Annotated in this window: 15 protein-coding genes; 5 read left to right on the forward strand and 10 right to left on the reverse strand. The window is 66.0% G+C overall.

Features of this window, described 5'->3' with window-relative positions:
* The first annotated feature begins 51 nt into the window (after positions 1 to 51).
* The 4 genes from MC380_RS15205 to MC380_RS15220 are packed head-to-tail and all read left to right on the forward strand — an operon-like array spanning position 52 to position 5,043.
* Positions 52 to 1,947 (forward strand): hypothetical protein, encoded by a 1,896-nt coding sequence (locus tag MC380_RS15205; protein ID WP_242165736.1) that lies wholly within the window; start codon positions 52 to 54, stop codon positions 1,945 to 1,947.
* On the forward strand, positions 1,944 to 3,113 hold the full coding sequence (locus MC380_RS15210; protein ID WP_242165738.1) for a glycosyltransferase family 4 protein: 1,170 nt from the start codon (positions 1,944 to 1,946) through the stop codon (positions 3,111 to 3,113). Before MC380_RS15205 ends, MC380_RS15210 begins: the two co-directional genes overlap by 4 nt.
* Positions 3,110 to 4,021 carry an NAD-dependent epimerase/dehydratase family protein gene (locus tag MC380_RS15215; protein ID WP_242165740.1) on the forward strand — a complete coding sequence of 304 codons (912 nt, stop codon included), beginning with the start codon at positions 3,110 to 3,112 and terminating at the stop codon, positions 4,019 to 4,021. Before MC380_RS15210 ends, MC380_RS15215 begins: the two co-directional genes overlap by 4 nt.
* Positions 3,994 to 5,043, forward strand: coding sequence for a glycosyltransferase (locus tag MC380_RS15220; RefSeq protein WP_242165742.1), 1,050 nt, complete (start codon positions 3,994 to 3,996; stop codon positions 5,041 to 5,043). The genes MC380_RS15215 and MC380_RS15220 overlap by 28 nt, the downstream gene beginning before the upstream one ends.
* Here the strand turns inward: MC380_RS15220 and MC380_RS15225 are convergent.
* From MC380_RS15225 to MC380_RS15270, 10 genes are read right to left on the reverse strand one after another with little or no spacing between them, the layout of a single operon-like run.
* Positions 5,030 to 5,926 (reverse strand): FkbM family methyltransferase, encoded by an 897-nt coding sequence (locus tag MC380_RS15225; RefSeq protein WP_242165744.1) that lies wholly within the window; start codon positions 5,924 to 5,926, stop codon positions 5,030 to 5,032. The genes MC380_RS15220 and MC380_RS15225 overlap by 14 nt on opposite strands.
* Before the next feature lie 7 nt (positions 5,927 to 5,933).
* Positions 5,934 to 6,608, reverse strand: a complete 675-nt coding sequence (locus MC380_RS15230; protein ID WP_242165746.1) for a class I SAM-dependent methyltransferase — start codon at positions 6,606 to 6,608, stop codon at positions 5,934 to 5,936.
* A gap of 4 nt (positions 6,609 to 6,612) precedes the next feature.
* Positions 6,613 to 7,782, reverse strand: a complete 1,170-nt coding sequence (locus MC380_RS15235) for a glycoside hydrolase family 99-like domain-containing protein (protein ID WP_242165747.1) — start codon at positions 7,780 to 7,782, stop codon at positions 6,613 to 6,615.
* Positions 7,779 to 9,032 carry a class I SAM-dependent methyltransferase gene (locus MC380_RS15240; RefSeq protein WP_242165749.1) on the reverse strand — a complete coding sequence of 418 codons (1,254 nt, stop codon included), beginning with the start codon at positions 9,030 to 9,032 and terminating at the stop codon, positions 7,779 to 7,781. The genes MC380_RS15235 and MC380_RS15240 overlap by 4 nt, the downstream gene beginning before the upstream one ends.
* Positions 9,029 to 9,982 carry a GDP-mannose 4,6-dehydratase gene (locus tag MC380_RS15245; protein WP_242165751.1) on the reverse strand — a complete coding sequence of 318 codons (954 nt, stop codon included), beginning with the start codon at positions 9,980 to 9,982 and terminating at the stop codon, positions 9,029 to 9,031. The genes MC380_RS15240 and MC380_RS15245 overlap by 4 nt, the downstream gene beginning before the upstream one ends.
* A gap of 1 nt (position 9,983) precedes the next feature.
* The gene (locus MC380_RS15250) at positions 9,984 to 11,018 is read right to left on the reverse strand and encodes a glycosyltransferase family 2 protein (protein ID WP_242165753.1); all 1,035 of its coding nucleotides are present in this window, start codon (positions 11,016 to 11,018) and stop codon (positions 9,984 to 9,986) included.
* A 7-nt stretch (positions 11,019 to 11,025) separates the two neighbouring features.
* Positions 11,026 to 11,874 (reverse strand): hypothetical protein, encoded by an 849-nt coding sequence (locus tag MC380_RS15255; RefSeq protein ID WP_242165755.1) that lies wholly within the window; start codon positions 11,872 to 11,874, stop codon positions 11,026 to 11,028.
* A 30-nt stretch (positions 11,875 to 11,904) separates the two neighbouring features.
* A complete protein-coding gene (locus MC380_RS15260) occupies positions 11,905 to 13,413 on the reverse strand; it encodes an oligosaccharide flippase family protein (RefSeq protein WP_343223589.1) in 1,509 nt (502 codons plus the stop codon).
* Between the two features lie 5 nt (positions 13,414 to 13,418).
* The gene (gene gmd / locus MC380_RS15265; RefSeq protein WP_242165759.1) at positions 13,419 to 14,501 is read right to left on the reverse strand and encodes a GDP-mannose 4,6-dehydratase; all 1,083 of its coding nucleotides are present in this window, start codon (positions 14,499 to 14,501) and stop codon (positions 13,419 to 13,421) included.
* 1 nt (position 14,502) lies between these two features.
* Positions 14,503 to 15,357 carry a glycosyltransferase family 2 protein gene (locus tag MC380_RS15270; protein ID WP_277929989.1) on the reverse strand — a complete coding sequence of 285 codons (855 nt, stop codon included), beginning with the start codon at positions 15,355 to 15,357 and terminating at the stop codon, positions 14,503 to 14,505.
* A gap of 111 nt (positions 15,358 to 15,468) precedes the next feature.
* Between MC380_RS15270 and pilB the strand changes: the two genes are divergently transcribed.
* A complete protein-coding gene (gene pilB, locus MC380_RS15275) occupies positions 15,469 to 17,199 on the forward strand; it encodes a type IV-A pilus assembly ATPase PilB (protein WP_242165763.1) in 1,731 nt (576 codons plus the stop codon).
* The last annotated feature ends 187 nt before the right edge of the window (positions 17,200 to 17,386 follow it).

Below are 17,386 nucleotides of genomic sequence, written 5' to 3' on the forward strand. Positions count from 1 at the left end.
GGATTCTCAATGCTGAGAAATCTTATTCGCCATCCTTGGATTGGTCTCCTGATGGCCGCACTGGTCACGGTTTGCGTCTATTGGGTCGGCCTGCGTGGCCCGCTGCTGCTCGACGACCACTACAACCTCGAAGTCCTGCAGCGCTGGCTGCAGGGCGAGACGCCTCTGCGGGCGGTGTTGTTCGACGGCCGCTCCGGCATGTTCGGGCGACCGTTCGCCATGGCCAGCCTAGCGCTGAGCGCCTGGCTGGGAGGCTACGCGCCGTTCGCCTTCAAGCTGGGCAACTTGCTGGTGCATCTGCTGACGGGCGGCCTGGTGTTCGCGCTGGTACGGCGCATCGCGCTGTGCGATCCGCGCATGGCCGGCCGCGCCGGCATCGTCGCCGCGCTGGTCGCGACAGTGTGGCTGCTGCATCCGCTCAATGCCGGCACGGTGCTATACGCGGTGCAGCGCATGGCGCAGCTTTCGGTGCTGTGCATGCTGGCCGGCATGTGGCTTTACCTGGCCATGCGCGACCGCATCACCACGCGCAGCCACCACCGCACCGCGGTCGCCATGCTGTTTTTCGGTATTCCGTTGCTGCTCGTGGCGGGCTTCTTGTCGAAGGAGAACGCACTGTTGCTTCCTGCGCTGTGCCTGGTGCTTGAGCTCGGCTGCTACCGGGACACAACACGTCCACCTGCGATCAAGGCCTTTTTCGGTACCTGCCTGGCCCTGCCCTTCCTGCTGGGCGTTGCTCTTCTGGCAATCAACCCGGCGCGCATCACCAGCGGCTATCTGGTCCGCGACTTCGACTGGCAGCAACGGTTGCTGACCCAGGCGCGTGCGCTGTGCGATTACCTCTGGAAGATCCTGGCACCCAACCCGCCATCGATGGGCGTGTACACCGACGACTACGCGATCTCCACCGGCTTGCTCTCGCCCCCCACGACGCTGGTCGCTATCCTCGTGCTGGCGGCAGTGACGCTGGCAGCCTGGCAACTGCGGAAACGCATCCCGGCCCTATTCGTCGGCTGGGGCATCTTCCTGGTCGGGCATGCGATCGAGTCCAGCGTGCTGCCGCTGGAACTATACTTCGAGCATCGCAACTACCTTCCGATGGTCGGTGTGCTCTATGCCGCAGTAGGACTGGCGGTGGCGGGCGGCGATGCGCTGGGCAAGGCAGGCCTGCGCCCAGGCCGCATCGGCGCAGTGCTGGCGGTGGGCGTGGTCGCACTTCTAGCCTTCGGCACCCATGGCCGCGCCCGTGTCTGGAGCTCACCGGAGACGCTGGCGATCAGCGCGGTGACGAGCCATCCGCAATCCTTGCGTGCCAACATGGCGCTGGTGAAGGTGGCGTTGCAGCAGGACAACACCCAGGCGGTGACAGGGGCGCTGGATCGCCTCATTGCGGCGGACAATCCCCGTACGCGCGCGATGGGCTACTTCAACCGCCTCTACCTGGACTGCGCGCTCCACAGGGACGGGAATCCGGACGACCTGCGGCAGGCGCTGGCTTGGTTTCCGCCGCGCGTGATCTATGCTGACCCTGAGTTCTTCGGCCTGCTGCTGGACAACACCCGTCGGGGCTGCGGTGCGGTGACCGATCGCATGCTGGGCGATGCGTTGGACACGCTGCTGGATCGCGCAACGGCGCAGCCCGACGCGGAATGGGCGAAATGGCGGCTGCGAAACTTCGCCGCCCGCTTTTACGCGCGCAGCGGCGACTGGCCACGGGCGCGCGAACAGGCGCTCCTCGCCTGGCAGCCTGGAACAGATCCGGCCGCGGCGGAATTGCTGGTGCGTGCGCAACTGCAGACCGGCGACCTGGACGGTGCCGAGCGCACCTATGTCGAGGCACTTGCACGCGTTGATCCATCGAATACGACCGATGTCGCCGGCATGCGTTGGCTGCGGACACGGATCGACACGGCAAAGTCGGTCAATCGCCCAGCCGCCCCGCAGTGAGCGCCTCGGCGGCACTGGATAAGCATGAGGATGGCACCCATCGTGCGCCTTTGCGCATCCTGTTCGTCGGGACCTCGTACCCATCCTCGCCGGACGACTGGAAAGGTCTGTTCATCCAGCGCCTGGTCGAGGCCCTGGCACAGCGCCGGGATATGGTGCTGCGGCTGTGGTTGCCGCCTGGCGATATTCCCCAGGGAACCGTCTATGCCGCCACCGCGCGAGATGCCGCCTGGTTGCAGCGACTGATGGACGCGGGCGGGATCGCCCATGTGTTGCGCAACGACAAGCTCGCGGGATTGACGCGGGCACTGCAATTGCTGCATCGCCTGCGTGGGGCCTACCGGCGCAGCGATTGCGATCTCTACCACATCAACTGGCTGCAGAATGCACTGGCGTTGCCGGACGACCGCAAGCCGCTACTCGTCTCGGTCCTGGGCACCGACCTGCAACTGCTCGGCCTGCCCGGCATGCGCGTGCTTCTGCGCCGGGTCATGCGCAGGCGCCAAGTGGCCCTCTGCCCCAACGCCGACTGGATGGTGGCGCCGCTGAAGCAGGCGTTCGGCGACATCGCAACCGTGCAAGCCGTGCCACTCGGGATCGATGGCAGCTGGTATCGCATCGAACGGGCACCGCCGCGAGGCGCGCCCGCGCGCTGGCTCGCAGTCACCCGCCTGACCGCGGGCAAGCTGGGGCCTCTGTTCGAGTGGTGTGCACCGCATTTCGCGGGCACCCAGCGCGAACTGCATCTGTTCGGGCCCAGGCAGGAGGCGATCGACGTTCCCGGATGGGTCCGCTACCACGGCACCGCCACGCCTACACAACTGTGCCGCGAATGGTTTCCGAGCGCCTGCGGCCTGCTCACCCTGAGTCGCCACGCCGAAGGCCGGCCACAGGTCATGCTCGAAGCCATGGCAGCGGGGCTCCCGATCCTCGCTTCACGCCTGGCCGCACACACCGACATCGTCGCCCACGCGCGCACCGGCTGGCTGTGCGACGATCCGGCCGGGATGGCCGATGGGATCGCCGCGATCGAGGATCCAATGCGCAACCAGAAGATGGGCAACAACGCGCGCGACTGGGCGAAAGCGCGGATCGGCGATTGGGACGATTGCGCCGGACGTTACGCATCCCTGTACCACTCGCTGTGTGGACAGCCCGTTCGATGAGCGACGCAATCCTCGTCCTCGGAGCCGGCGGCTTCATCGGCCGCCATCTCGCCGAACGCCTGGCGGCAAGCGGCGTTGACGTGATCGCAGCGACACCCAGGCCGGCCACTTTCGCGCACTCCGGCATCAGCAATGCGGTCTCCGCGTATGACGACGTTGCGCAGTTCAGGCGATGGGTCCCGCAGTGCCGTGCGGTCGTGCATGCAGCATCGTCGAGCACTCCGGGCAGCAGCGCCGCGCAACCGCAGCTTGACGGCAACCTGCGCACGACGCTGGCCCTGATCGAAGCACTGCAGGACACCCCGTCGTGCCGCCTGCTTTTTCTCTCCTCCGGCGGCACCCTGTACGGCGATCGCGACGTGCCCGCACGCGAGGACGACCCACTGCGCCCGCGCTCCTACCACGGCGCCGGCAAGGCTGCAGCCGAACATTTCCTGCACGCGTGGGCGACGCAATATGGTGGCACCGCGGTCCTGCTGCGTCCGTCGAACGTTTACGGGCCAGGGCAATCTGCGCGACGCGGCTTCGGCATCATTCCCACAGCGTTCGATTGCGCGCTGCATGGCAAGCCACTGCCGATCTGGGACGGGTCGACGGTGCGCGACTACCTCTACGTCGACGACCTCCTCGAGCTGTGCGCGGCGACGCTCGCGCACGCGTTCGAGCCGGGCGCGCACGTGTTCAACGCCGCGTTCGGCGAGGGTATCGCGCTCGACAAACTGATCGACCGCATCGACGCCGCCACCGGCCGGCCGATCGAACGCCGCTACGAATCGGCGCGTCGCGTCGACATCCACAGCATCACCGCCGACACCACCGCCGCGCGTTCGACCTTCGGCTGGTCGCCCGCCATCGATCTCGACGAAGGCCTGCGTCGCACATGGCAGTGGTATTCCACCCAGGCCTGAAGGCTCCCGCGCATCCGCGGGTCTCGGTGTGCATCGCCAACTTCGAGGGCGAGGCGCTGCTGCCCGCATGCATCGACTCGGTGCAGGCGCAGGCGACTGACGCCGCGATCGAGATCCTCGTCCACGACGACTGCTCGCGCGACCGCTCGGTGATGCTACTGCGCGAACGCTACCCGCAGGTGCACGTGATCGCCTCCGACGAGAACGTCGGCTTCTGCATCGGCAACAACCGCATGGTCGCGCGCGCCCGCGGCGACTACGTGCTGCTGCTGAACAATGACGCGGCGCTGTCGCCCGACGCGATCGATCGCCTGCTCGAGGCGGCGGAACTGATGGGGCGGCCGGCCATCCTCACGCTGCCGCAGCTCGACTGGGACACCGGCATACTCGTCGATCGCGGCTGCCTGCTGGACCCGTTCTTCAACCCAATCCCGAACCTCGACCCAGTGCGCGACGACGTCGCCTACGTCATCGGCGCCTGTCTGTGGTGCCCGCGCGAGACGTGGCGCGCACTGGGCGGATTCCCGGAATGGATGGAATCGATCGGCGAAGACCTGTATTTGTGCGGCCTCGCGCGCTCGCGCGGTCTGGCCGTACGCGCGCTGCGCGGCAGCGGCTACCGGCACCGCCAGGGCGCGACCTTCGGCGGCAATCGCGCTGATGACGGCGCGGGGCTACGGACCTCGATCAAGCGCCGCCGACTGAGCGAGCGCAACAAGACGCGCGCATTGATCATCCTCACGCCAACGTGGCTGGTGTGGCCGCTGCTCGCGCTACACCTGGCGGCACTGCTGGTCGAAGGAATCGCGCTGTCCGCGCTGCGACGCAACGCGACGCTGCTGCGCGAGGTCTATTTGCCCGCGATCGCCACTCCCTTCCGAGAATGGAATATGCTGCGCGCCTGCCGCAACGAAGCGCAGGCAACGCGGACGATCTCGGTCGTGCGGTGGTTCTCGGCCGTGCGCTGGCAGCTGCGGAAGGTGTGGATGTTGGCGCGTTACGGCGTGCCTACGGTGCGGTGAGGCCTGCCACCGCTTCGGGCGTGGCAAAGATGTAGTTGAACCTGCCCGAATCCGTTCGGCGCGCCTGCCACCAGGCTTCGACGCGTTCGCGCGGCACGCGGCTCGGCGTCGCTTCAGTGGTATATGCCTCATAGCCGCTGTCCCAGAAAAGTTGGAATACCTGCAAGAAATCCGGGTTGAACCCGTGCGGATGGAACTCGTGCAGGCAGACTTCGAGCAGCCACACCGGCCGAAGGTGGCGTCGCATCGTGTGGACAGCGCCCTGCAGCACGCCGAGCTCCGCGCCTTCGACGTCAATCTTGACCAGTAATCGCTCGCCGTCGAACCTCCCGGCGAGCAAGTAGTCCAGTGTCGAAACGGCAACGATCTGGCTGTGGCGCGACGAGTAACCCGCCCAATCCTTCAGCAGCGAGGCCGACGGACCCGACGCGCCATACAGCGTGAGCAGGCCCGGCGCAGCCGCTAGCGCAACCGGCATAACTTCGGCCTTGTGCTCCCAACCGTTGCTGATCAGGTTCTGGTACAGGCTGCGCAGGTTGTGTGGCTGCGGCTCAATCGCCATCACGCCGCGTCCGCTTTGCAACGCTAAGCATGTGTAATAGCCCAGATTCGCGCCAACATCGATGAATCGGTCCGTGCGCTGCAGCAGTTGCGCGAGCAGCGCGGTCTCCTTCGGTTCGAAGGTGCCGTTGCGCATCTGTTCGTATGCTGGGTGCAGGCCCGCGTTGAGCTTGAATCCGAGGGGCGTCGTTGTCTCGCGCGTGCGCGTCCATACGAGGGCGCCCCAGTTGTCGGTCAGGACATGCCACTTCCAGCGCGCCCAGCGGTAGGCGCGCTTGATCAGCGTGGACTTGTTGGCTTGGCGCTTGAGGAAGGCAAGCATCGCGCGGTCAATCCTTGTGCGGCGCGCTGATGGCGGCGGGCACCGCCTCAAGCACGATCTGGATGGCAAATAGACTCGGCCACGCGCGTCCCATCCAACGCAGCGGCTCGCGAATGAGCCACGGGTACTTGTGCAGGCCGACGTACCCGTCGATGCGCACCACGCGCAACCCTGCGTCTTCGATCAGCTTCACCATCGAGCGCTGGGTGAAGAAGCGCAGGTGCGTGCGATCGAGGATGCCGTAATCCTCGTAATCCCATTGCCCGAGCAGGTGCGTCAGCCGATTGGCCGCGAACGCGATGTTGGGCAGGGAAAGGATCGCGCGGCCGCCGGGTTTCAGGCGTGGCGTGAGCGCTTCAAGCACCTGTTCTGGATGTATGAGGTGCTCGAGCACATCCCCGAACAGCAGGAAATCGTAGGTGCGGCCATCGGCCGGCGGCACCCCGCGATCCAGATCCGCAACGTCAACGCGGCGATAGCCGTTGTCGCGCGCGTGCTGCGCTTGCACCTCGTCGCGTTCGATGCCGTCGACGACCACGTTCGCGTCCCGCATCAGCGTGAGGCCGAGCGTGCCGTTCCAGCATCCGACATCGAGCACCTCGGGGCGCCCGCCGTGTTCACGGACCGCACGCACGAACACAGGGTTCGCGTGCGCGTAGACGTCGACGTGGCTCTCCGTCATGGCGTCACCTTGCCGACACGCCGAGTGTGTCGGCAGTCGCATCCAGGAATGCGCGGCCGTGCTTCTGGTCCGGTTCGAGATGGCAGCCCTCTGCCCACTCGTTCCAGGCGTTCAGGAACACCAGGCGTTCGTCGGGGTTGCGCGTCGCGACGCGCGCCACAGCATCGGACAGCCACCGCGCGTACTGTGCGCAGTCGTGGTTCTCGATGATGGTGGCGGACGTGCGCCGCACGGCGTTGTCCCAACTGGGGAACACGACCGGATACGTCGTCGGCGCGAGCGCGGGACGCGCCAGGCGCCCGTCGACGTACGACGCGTAATCCACCACGGTACTGAGGTTCCGGTTACTGAGAAAACGGCTGTTGCGCAGCGCGTCGTACCACTTGGTGGGCAGCAGGCGCTGCAGCAGCGACACCGCGTGCCCCGTCGCGTTCTTCGCTGCGGGGAAGTGCTCGCGATTCGGCTCGAACTCCACCACGCCATCGAAGCCGAGGGCTCGCAGGCCGTCGGCGTCACGCGTGGAAAAACCGGTACGTACGGCGCAAAAGTACGGATCGCCGACGCTTGCCTCCAAGCACGCCCGACGCCAGCGTTCCAGCAGCGCTGGCGCATCAGGCAGCGATTCCGGGAGGTAGACGAGAAACAGCGGCCGACCGCCGACGCGAAGGTAGCGCGGATCGCGGAAGGCTTCGATCAGCCAGGCGATATGCGCGGCATCGTCAGCGTCGTCGTAACCCTGCGCGATCAGCACGTCGTGGTCGCGCCCGCTCCATGCACGCGACCAAGTCTGGTTGGCCCAGCAAAAGCAGAATGGAAAGTCGGGTTCGCCCAAGGCCAGCACCGCATCGATCGGCCCACCCAGCAGGCGCTTACCCTGGAACCAGTAGTGGTAATAGCAGAAGCCTTCGATGCCCGCGGCACGCGCCAGGTCCGCTTGCGCCTGCCGCGTTTCCGGCACACGCAAATCGTAGAAACCGAGGTCCGCGGGGAGGTGTGGCTGGTAGTGCCCCGCGAAACGCGGCCGCCCGGTGACGACATTCGTCCACTCGGTAAAGCCCTTGCCCCACCACGCGTCGTTCTCCGGGATCGGATGGTACTGCGGCAGGTAGAACGCGATTGCGCGGGCGCGCGGCGCTCCCTGCGCAGGTGAAGGTGGTGGCGCGCGCGTCGTCACGCGATCACGTTCCCGACATCGATCGCCTGCAACTCCGGCAACGGGAACAGCAGCGTGCGCCCCGCATACGCCGGGTTGGCCAGGAAGTGGCGACGGAAATGCCACGGCAGCACGAGGTAGTAGTCGTGGCCGTGCGCGAGCACTTCGCTCTCCGGACGGATCGGCAGGTACGAGCCGGGCGTCATCGCGCCGAACTTGTCGGGGTTCACCTCGCCGACTTCTATGATGTCGTCTGTGGTGATACCGCAGTACTGCAGCAGCACGTTGCCCTTGGTGGATGCGCCGAGCGCGGCGATGGTCTTTCCTTCGGCCTTCGCGAGTTCGATGAACGCACGCAGGTCGTCGCGCGACTCCGCGGCGCGGCGCGCGAAGTCCTCGAACGGCGCGAGCGTGTCCAGGCCGGCCTCGCGCTCCTGCGCGAGGATACGCGCCACGTCCGGGCTTTCCGCCACGCCCGAGGTCGACTTGGCCGCGGTCACCGAGAAGCTGCCACCGTTGACGTCGTTGAACTCGATGTCCACCAGCGTGAAGCCCACGCGGTCGGCCATCCACTTGATCTGCCGCAGCGCGTAGTACTCCAGATGCTCGTGGCACACGGTATCGTACGACAGCGCGGCCAGCATCGCGGGCATGTAACTCTGCTCGAACACCCACACGCCGTCATCGGCCAGAACGTCGTGCACGTCCTGCATGAACGCCATCGGCGCCTCCAGGTCGTAGTACATCGAGAACGAGGTGAGCACGCGCACGCACTTGCCCGGCCGCACGCGCCGCAGAGTGTCGCCACTGAAGAAGTCCGCACACAGATCCACGTACGGCTTGTAGTATTGACGGAACTTGCCGCCGGTGGGATCGATGCCCAACAGGTCGGCGCCCAGCGCTTCGGGATACGCGCCGAGCGTGGTGCCGTCGTTGGCGCCGACGTCCACGATCAGGTCGCCCACGCGCACGTCCACCAACGAAAGGACGCGATCGACCTTTGCGTGCAGGTGACGCACCATGCTCGCGTTGAGGCCAGAGCGGTAGCCATAATTGTCGCCGTACATCTCGCCAAGGTCGTACGAGTACGCCAGTTGCACCAGCCCGCAGCCGTCGCCCGCCATGCACTTCACCAGCCGCAGCGGCCCGGTGGTCACAGGCATCTCGCGCGAACGCGGGAACACGCCCGTGAGCATCTGCTCGCCCAGGTCGAGTATCTGGACCAGGTCGGTGCCGGCACAGATGCGGCAGCGGGTGATGGCTTGCATCATGTCGTCATCCGGGCGTCGGTCGAAGCGATCGCAGCATCGACCATAATGCGTACGAGCGTGCCGAAGTCGGTCTCCGGCCGCCACCCCAAGGTGTTACGCAACTTGGTCGCATCGCCGACTCGGGGGCCGCGACGATCCTGGCGGACGTCTGCCGCACCGCCCTCAACCCACTCGCGCCAGTCGAGCCCTGCATGGGAGAACGCGAGCTCACAGAACTCGCGAACCGAGTGCAGCTCGCCGGTAGCCACCACGTAGTCGCAAGGTCGGTCGTGCGCCAGCATCAGCCGCATGGCGCGCACGTAATCCGGGGCATAGCCCCAATCTCGTTGCGCATCCAGATCACCCAGCAGCAGCTTGCCCGTATCACCCGCGCGAACTCGCGCGACGGCATCGACGATCTTGCGCGTGACGAAGGCCGGCCCGCGACGAGGACTCTCGTGGTTATAGAGGATAGCCGAACACGCGAACACGCAGCGGTGCGTGCGAAAGGAATTTACCACCGTATGAGCGAACAGCTTCGCCGCTGCGTACGGACTCAGCGGACGGAACGGCGTGGCTTCGGTTTGCGGCACGACGATCGGGTCACCAAACATTTCGCTACTCGATGCCTGGCAGAAGCGGATCTCCGGATCAACATCCACGATCGCCTGGAGCATGCGTGCGACAGCGACGCCGTTGAGCTCGCCGATGGCAACGGCGTCGTCATACATGCCGGCCCCGGTCGAGAAGGCGGCCAGGTTGTAGAAGTGTGCGGGGCGAACGTCTCTCAAGACCGCGCGCAGACCTTCTTTACTGACGAAGTCCCATTCGACACACTCCACGTTCTCGGGCGCCCGCGACGCGCGCCCGGTGCGGAGCAGGCCGACGACACGATGCCCCGCCGCGAGCGACTGTTCGGTCAGATAGCTGCCATCCTGCCCGCCGATGCCGCTGATCAGGATCGTCGCCATCTCAATATCCCGCCGATCGCGCGACCGCGCGCGAGACGAACGACGCATGCGGGCTACGCGACAGGTCGTAGATGTTCATGCGGGCGTGGCGTGCGAACAGGCCGCAGTACAGGCTCGCCATCGCATTGGCGAGACGCGAGGGCACTGCCGCGATGGTGCGCACCAACAGGCGCGCTATCGGGCTCATTGGACGCCCGGAGAGGAAACGGTCGTACTCGCGCGGCGCGTAACCGCCGATGCTGCGATAGAGCCAGAGCTTTCGCATCTGTCGCCACGGCTCGCGTGCGCTGATGCGCGACTTGGCCTGTGCGGAGACGCCCGGAAACGACCACACGAGCGATGGCCACTTGAACATCCAGATCTCGAACCCACGCGGCGTCCACATCGCGTTGCCATAGCGGATCGTGATCAGGGGCTTGGCGATGACGTGCGTGCGCGGCGTGCGCCCTTGGAAGATCACGCCCGCGTGGATGAACAGTGAGCCGTAGTACGCCGCGCGGTCGCGCGCGAACCAGAACGTGCGCGAGATGACCACGCAGCCAATGAAACTCAGCGCATGCGCTGTGTCGGCGAGCAGGCCGTCGGCGTCCTCGGGCGCGTACTCCGCATCGGAGTCCTTGGCCACGAGGGCGCCACGCAGCGTGCCGCCGAAATCGGCAGTGCGCACTTCCGCATTGACGATGACCAACTCTACGTCGCCGTGAAGTTCGCGTAGCACGCGCTCGACAGCGCCGGGCTTGAGCAGGTCGTCGTCCGTCATCAGCCAGCAGTAGTCGCCGCGAGCGTGCGATACCGCGATGTCGTAATCCTGATCCACACCGGAGGCGGCCGGCAGGCGAACGTAGCGCACGCGCGGGTCCCGCGCGGCGTAGCGGCCGACGACATCCGCCGTATCGTCCTTCGAAGCGCCGTCGGCGATCACCAACTCCACGTCGTCGCGCAACTGCGGCGCGATCGTGTCGAGCGTCTCGCCGATGAACGCGCTGCGGTTCAGCGTCGCGATGCAGATCGACAGACGGGGGCGGTCTTGATCCACCGCGCCCTCACACCGTCACGAGCGGCTGGTCTGCGATCCGCGCGAACTGACCAGCATGGTCACGACCGTGCGCGCGTAGTTGGTAGCGGTTCTCCGCGAAACCAAGCCCCTCGACTGCGTCGAGGAACGACGTGTCGAACAGCGAGGGATCGACGAAGAACGCATTGACTCCGTTCGAATCCACCGTCACGAAGCGATAGCCATGTTTGGCGAAGAACGTCTTCCACGCGGTGACCGATACGCCGTAGTACAGGTGCGACGGGTGCGCGGCCGTACGACGGAAGTCGTCCTTGTAGGCCGACGTCACGCTGCGCTCCGGGCCGAACGCAGAGTTGTATTCTACGGAGACGATCTTCGGACGGAAGCCGCGATCGAACAGCGCGTTGGCGATGTGGTAGTCGTTGCCGTCGATGTCGAGCGAGAATACGTCAGGATCGGTGTAGACCACTTTTTCGAGAAGCTCGTCCACCGTCCCTAGCGTGACGAACATCGAAACGCAGGCGCTGCCGATGCTGTAGCGCGCGACGTTGCGGCGCGCGCGCGCGGACTGTCGCGGGTCGCCTTCGATCATGAGGCCTTCGTAGCGTTCGGCGAGCAGCAGCCAGCTGCTGTTGTTCTCGGTGCCGTCGGCCGCACCGACTTCTACTACGTAACGGTTGGTGTCCTTGAGGCGGCGGCGCAGCACGTCGAGAATTCCGTCCTCGCCGTTCTGGCTGAAGCCGGAAAACTCCCACGTACGAGGGTCGCGCAGATCAATCTCCCGCGAAAGCATCGACGCGCCGCCCTTCGCCAATGCGATCGCGATGCGCTGCCGATCCTTGTAATCGATTAGATAGTCGATGGCCCTGCCCAGCATCCGCTCACTCCAGTCCGACGTGTCCGACCCTTACGGGGCGGGCGTCGAGCGGCCCAGCGCCTCGCCTAGCACACGCCGGAACTCGCGCGGCGCGAAACTGCCGGCGATCCCCAGCCCCATGCCGGCCAGCGCGGCGAGCCCGCCGATCCCCAGGGCCGCCCACGGCCCAACCGCAAGCGTGCGGCATATCCACGCGCCAAGCAATGCGGGAAGCACGGTCGCGAGCAGCGGAACGCCCACATTCGACGATAGCCAGCGCCAGCCTGCGAAGGGCATCACGTATCGGCCGGTAAGCCAGGTCCCGAACAGCAGGTATAGCCCGCCCAGCACGGTCCACGCGATCGCGCCGCCGACGGCGCCCTGGCGCGTTGCCAGCAGCAGCACCGTTGGAACCATTACGATGAGCAGCACCACGGTCGTGAGGAGGGCGAGCTTGGGACGGCCAGCGGCCAGCTGCAGCGTGTACGGAAAATACATCACGCCGGTACAGGCCATCCCCACGGCGATGAAGGCGACCAGCGGTGCGACCTCGGGGGCGAGCGCCGTATCCCGCAACCAGACCGTCAGCAACGGTCCGGCCTGAAAGGCGAGCGCGAATGCGAGGGCGAACAGTGCGGTCGCGAACAATCTCGTTCCCGCATCGTAGAGATGCTCCAGGGCGCGGAGATCCTGCCGCGAAAGCAGTGTCGCAAACTTCGGATACAACGCGTTCGACACCGGCATCGTGAGCACCTGCAGCCCGCTTACGACCAATACAGCGAGCATGTAGTGGCCGAAGCTCTCCAGTGGCAGGAGGCGGCTTAGCACTAGCTTGTCGACCTGCGTCAGCAGCAAGCCGCCGATCGCCACGCCAGACATCCACGCCGAAAACTTCCACACCCGCCGCAGGTCCGCGAAGTCGTACGGCGCATCGCGTTCGCCCACGGCGCGCTGCGCCAGCCCGCGCAGCACAATCGCGTGCACCAGGCCGAAGGCCGCCTGCACGACGAAGAACGCCTCGATGCTGCGCACGCCCCACGCCAGCACCGCGATGGTCGTGATCGCGGCGGTGATGTTAATGGTCATGCTCGTCGCCGCCGATCGCGCGAGGCGATGCGCGCCGATCAGTGCGCCGTGGTAGAGACTGATGGGCCAGCGGCACGCGAGGGTCACGCCCATCAGCGCGACAGCCTGCGCGACCGTGGCCTCCGGCAGCGACTTCGCCTGCAGCCAGTGCGCGGCGATCCACGGCGCGGCGAGCGCGACGAGCATGGCGATGATGATCGCGACGCCGATGTACACCATGCCCAGTGTTCGCAGCAGCGAGGCCGAGCGCCGCTGGTGTCCCGTTTCCGCGCCATGCGCGATCTCGCGACTAACGGTGGGGGCAAGGCCGAGGTCGAGAACTTGCAGCACCGTCTGCAGCGTCGCGTAGAAGCCAATGAGGCCGTAGGCCTCCATGCCGAGCAGGCGCAGGTAGAATGGCAGCGCCACCAGGTTGATCAGCACGACGATGACCGAGTTGGCCATCGCTGCCGCCATGTTCCGCGCCAGGCGCATACGCGCTACTCGTTGAAGTCGTCGGCGCGGTAGCCGTGCTGCGTGATCAGAGAATCGCGCTGCGCGGCGCGCAGGTCGGCCTGCGCCATCTCGCGCACGAGTTCGTCGAAGCCGATCGACTGCTCCCAGCCGAGTTCGCGCTTCGCCTTCGATGCATCGCCGAGCAGCGTGTCGACTTCGGCCGGGCGGAAGTAGCGCGGGTCGATGGCCACGATCACCTGGCCATGCCCGTCCACCCCCTGCTCGTCCAGGCCGCTGCCGCGCCATGTGAGGTCAATCTCCATCTCGCGCGCGGCCGCAGCGACGAAGTCCCGCACGCTGTGCTGGTGACCGGAGGCGATGACGTAGTCACCCGGATCATCCTGCTGCAGAACCAGCCACTGCGCGACGACATAGTCGCGTGCGTGACCCCAGTCGCGCTTGGCATCCAGGTTGCCCAGGTACAGGCACGTCTGCAGCCCGAGCTTGATCCGCGCAAGTCCACGCGTGATCTTGCGCGTGACGAAGTTCTCGCCGCGCACCGGCGACTCGTGGTTGAACAGGATGCCGTTGCTGGCGTGGATGCCGTACGCCTCGCGGTAGTTCACGGTGATCCAGTATGCGTAGAGCTTGGCGGCCGCGTATGGCGAGCGCGGGTAGAATGGTGTGGTCTCGCGCTGCGGCGTTTCCCGCACCATGCCGTACATCTCTGAGGTGGAAGCCTGGTAAAAGCGCGTGCGCTTCTGCATGTCCAAGATACGGATCGCCTCCAGAAGGCGCAGTGTGCCGAGCGCATTGGTGTCGGCCGTGTATTCTGGCTGTTCGAACGACACCGCGACGTGACTCTGCGCCGCGAGGTTATAGACCTCGTCCGGCTGGGTCTGCTGCATGATGCGGATCAGGCTCGACGAGTCGGTAACGTCACCGTGGTGCAGGAAGAACCGCACACCCTTTTCGTGCGGATCGCGATACAGATGATCGATGCGCTTGGTATTGAACGAAGAGGCGCGACGCTTGATGCCATGGACTTCGTATCCCTTTTCGAGCAGCAGCTCGGCGAGGTAGGCACCGTCTTGGCCAGTGACGCCGGTGATGAGCGCGCGCTTCACGTCAGGTGCGATCCTGTTTGTATGTGAGTGAAGTGATCTGCTCTGAGATCAGCCCAATCAGAAAAATGATCACGGCGGCGCTTAACAGCAGCGCGCTCATGTTGGTGAAGCGGCCCTGGGTTGTGAAGGTATAGCCGTAGTAGCCCAGACCCAGCAGGAAAAAGGCCGCGCCCGTGGGCGCGAAAAGCTTCAGCGGCGAATAGAGGGTGGCGATCTTGAAAATGATCAACAGAAAGCGCAGCCCATCGCGGATCGGGCGGATATGGCTCCTGCCGATGCGCTTGGCCACCGGGATCGGCACGTAGGCCACCGGATAGGCGCTGCGGAAGAAGGCCATGGTGATGGTGGTGGGATAGGAGAAGCCGTTGGGCAGCAGGTGCAGGAACTCGCGGAACTTGTCGGCGCGTACCGCGCGGAAGCCGGAGGTGAGGTCCGCGATGGGCTTGCTGGTCATCCAGCTGGCCAACTTGTTGTAGAACGCATTGGCGGCGCTGCGGCCGGCGCTGGCCTGGCCGCTGCCGTCGCGCGCACCTACCACCATGTCGTAGCCCTCGTCCAGCTTGGCCAGCAGCAGGGGGATATGCGCCGGGTCGTGCTGGCCGTCCGCGTCCATGAAAACCAGCACTTCGCCGCTGGCGGCGCGCGCGCCGCGTTTGATCGCGGCGCCGTTGCCCATGGAATACGGGGAAGTCAGCGCGCGACCGCCCGCCTCCGCCACGACCAGGGCGGTGCCGTCGCTGGAGCCGTCGTCGACCACGATCAGCTCCGCCTCGGGCAGCTGCGCGTGCAACCGCGGCAGGGTCTGCCGCAGGCCCTCGGCCTCGTTTTTTGCGGGCATGATCACGGTAACGCGCATAACTTCCCCTTTTCACGGCAAGATTAGCCTGTAACGCCGGCGGTTGCCGACGGGCCGCTCCATGGCACGTGACTTGCGGGCGTAGACTCTGAACCTTCGCCGGAGGGACGCATGAGCGCAGTACCTACAGCCAACCTGGTCGGGATCACCGGCATCGCCCGCCGCCTGGTCCTGGACGGCGCCCTGGACGAGGGCGCGGCACGCGAGGCCATGGACGCGGCGACCAAGGCCAAGAAGCCGCTGGCGACCTGGCTGCTGGACAAGCGTCTGGTGTCGCCGGGCGCTCTGTCGGCCGCGAACTCGATCGAGTTCGGCATGCCCCTGTTCGATCCGTTCGCCATGGATCCGGCCCAGAGCGCGGTGCGCCTGGTCAAGGAGGAACTGCTGCAGAAGCATGCCGTGCTGCCGCTGTTCAAGCGCGGCGGGCGCCTGTTCGTGGGCGTCAGCGACCCGACCAATACCCATGCTCTGGATGAGATCAAGTTCCACACCAATCTGGTGGTGGAGCCGATCCTGCTGGGCGCGGACCAGATCGCCCGCGTCATGGAGCAATGGCAGAACGCCAGCGACAGCCTGGACGACGCGCTCGGGGATGGCGAGGGCATGGAAGGCCTGGAGGTCTCTGGCGGCGACGACGACCTGGCCAACGCCGCCGACGCGGGTGTTGACGCCAAGGGCGACGACACTCCGGTGGTGAAGTTCGTGAACAAGGTCCTGGTGGATGCGATCCGGCGCGGCGCCTCGGACATCCATTTCGAGCCCTACGAGAACGTGTACCGGGTGCGCCTGCGCATCGACGGCCTGCTCAAGCAGATCGCCACGGTGCCGGTGAAGCTGCACCAGCGCATCGCCGCGCGCCTGAAGGTGATGGCGCAGTTGGACATCGCCGAGAAGCGGGTACCGCAGGACGGCCGGATCAAGCTCAACCTGAGCAAGAGCAAGCAGATCGACTTCCGCACCAGCACCCTGCCCACCCTGTTCGGCGAGAAGGTGGTGCTGCGCATCCTGGACAGCAGCGCCGCGCGCATGGGCATCGATAAGCTGGGCTACGAGGAAAACCAGAAGAAGCTGTTCGTTGACGCGGTGCAGAAGCCCTACGGCATGGTGCTGGTGACCGGGCCCACCGGCTCGGGCAAGACGGTGTCGCTGTACACCGCGCTGAACATCCTCAACGAGGAAGGCCGCAACATCTCCACGGTCGAGGACCCGGTGGAAATCCGCATGTCGGGCGTCAACCAGGTGCAGATGAACGTGAAGCGCGGCATGACCTTTGCCGCCGCGCTGCGCAGCTTTTTGCGCCAGGACCCGGACGTGATCATGGTCGGCGAAATCCGCGATCTGGAAACCGCGGAGATCGCGATCAAGGCGGCCCAGACCGGCCACATGGTGCTGTCCACCCTGCATACCAACGACGCGCCCCAAACCATCGCCCGCCTGATGAACATGGGCGTGGCGCCGTACAACATCACCAGCTCGGTGACCCTGGTGATCGCCCAGCGCCTGGCCCGGCGCCTGCACGAGTGCAAGCGCAAGGTGGAGCTGCCCGAGCACGCGCTGCTGGCCGAAGGCTTCACCGCCGACGAGATCCATGCCGGCCTGGAGATCTACGAGGCGGTCGGCTGCAGCGAATGCACCGAGGGCTACAAGGGCCGCACCGGCATTTACCAGGTCATGCCGATGACCGAGGAGATCCAGAACATTGTGCTGGCCGGCGGCAATGCGATGCAGATCGCGGAAGCCGCCCGGCGCAACGGGATCAACGATCTGCGCCAGTCGGCCCTGCTCAAGGTGAAGAAGGGCATGACCAGCCTGGCCGAGATCAATCGCGTCACCAAGGATTAGCGGCGGGAGCGCGTCGGGGCGCAGATCAGCCTACGGGCTGCCGGTGTAGGAGCGCCGCTTCGGCGCGACCGGATGGTGTTTGGCGTATCGGATCATGGGTCGCGCCGGAGAGGCGCTCCTACAGCCCCCCCCGGATTGTGGGTCGCGCCTGAGAGGCGCTCCTACGGGAATGAGCGGGGCGTCACGA

The organism is Lysobacter sp. M15 (genome assembly GCF_022662515.1).
GTDB lineage: Bacteria > Pseudomonadota > Gammaproteobacteria > Xanthomonadales > Xanthomonadaceae > JAKPBU01.

Excerpts from the sequence above, each read along its gene's own strand:
- MC380_RS15230 (WP_242165746.1), bottom strand. The coding sequence starts at position 6,608 with ATGACGGAGAGCCACGTCGACGTCTACGCGCACGCGAACCCTGTGTTC.
- MC380_RS15270 (WP_277929989.1), bottom strand. The coding sequence starts at position 15,357 with ATGCGCGTTACCGTGATCATGCCCGCAAAAAACGAGGCCGAGGGCCTG.
- pilB (WP_242165763.1), top strand. The coding sequence starts at position 15,469 with ATGAGCGCAGTACCTACAGCCAACCTGGTCGGGATCACCGGCATCGCC.
- MC380_RS15220 (WP_242165742.1), top strand. The coding sequence starts at position 3,994 with ATGGCAGTGGTATTCCACCCAGGCCTGAAGGCTCCCGCGCATCCGCGG.
- MC380_RS15255 (WP_242165755.1), bottom strand. The coding sequence starts at position 11,874 with ATGCTGGGCAGGGCCATCGACTATCTAATCGATTACAAGGATCGGCAG.
- MC380_RS15240 (WP_242165749.1), bottom strand. The coding sequence starts at position 9,032 with ATGATGCAAGCCATCACCCGCTGCCGCATCTGTGCCGGCACCGACCTG.
- MC380_RS15260 (WP_343223589.1), bottom strand. The coding sequence starts at position 13,413 with ATGCGCCTGGCGCGGAACATGGCGGCAGCGATGGCCAACTCGGTCATC.
- MC380_RS15225 (WP_242165744.1), bottom strand. The coding sequence starts at position 5,926 with ATGCTTGCCTTCCTCAAGCGCCAAGCCAACAAGTCCACGCTGATCAAG.
- MC380_RS15205 (WP_242165736.1), top strand. The coding sequence starts at position 52 with ATGGCCGCACTGGTCACGGTTTGCGTCTATTGGGTCGGCCTGCGTGGC.
- MC380_RS15215 (WP_242165740.1), top strand. The coding sequence starts at position 3,110 with ATGAGCGACGCAATCCTCGTCCTCGGAGCCGGCGGCTTCATCGGCCGC.
- MC380_RS15245 (WP_242165751.1), bottom strand. The coding sequence starts at position 9,982 with ATGGCGACGATCCTGATCAGCGGCATCGGCGGGCAGGATGGCAGCTAT.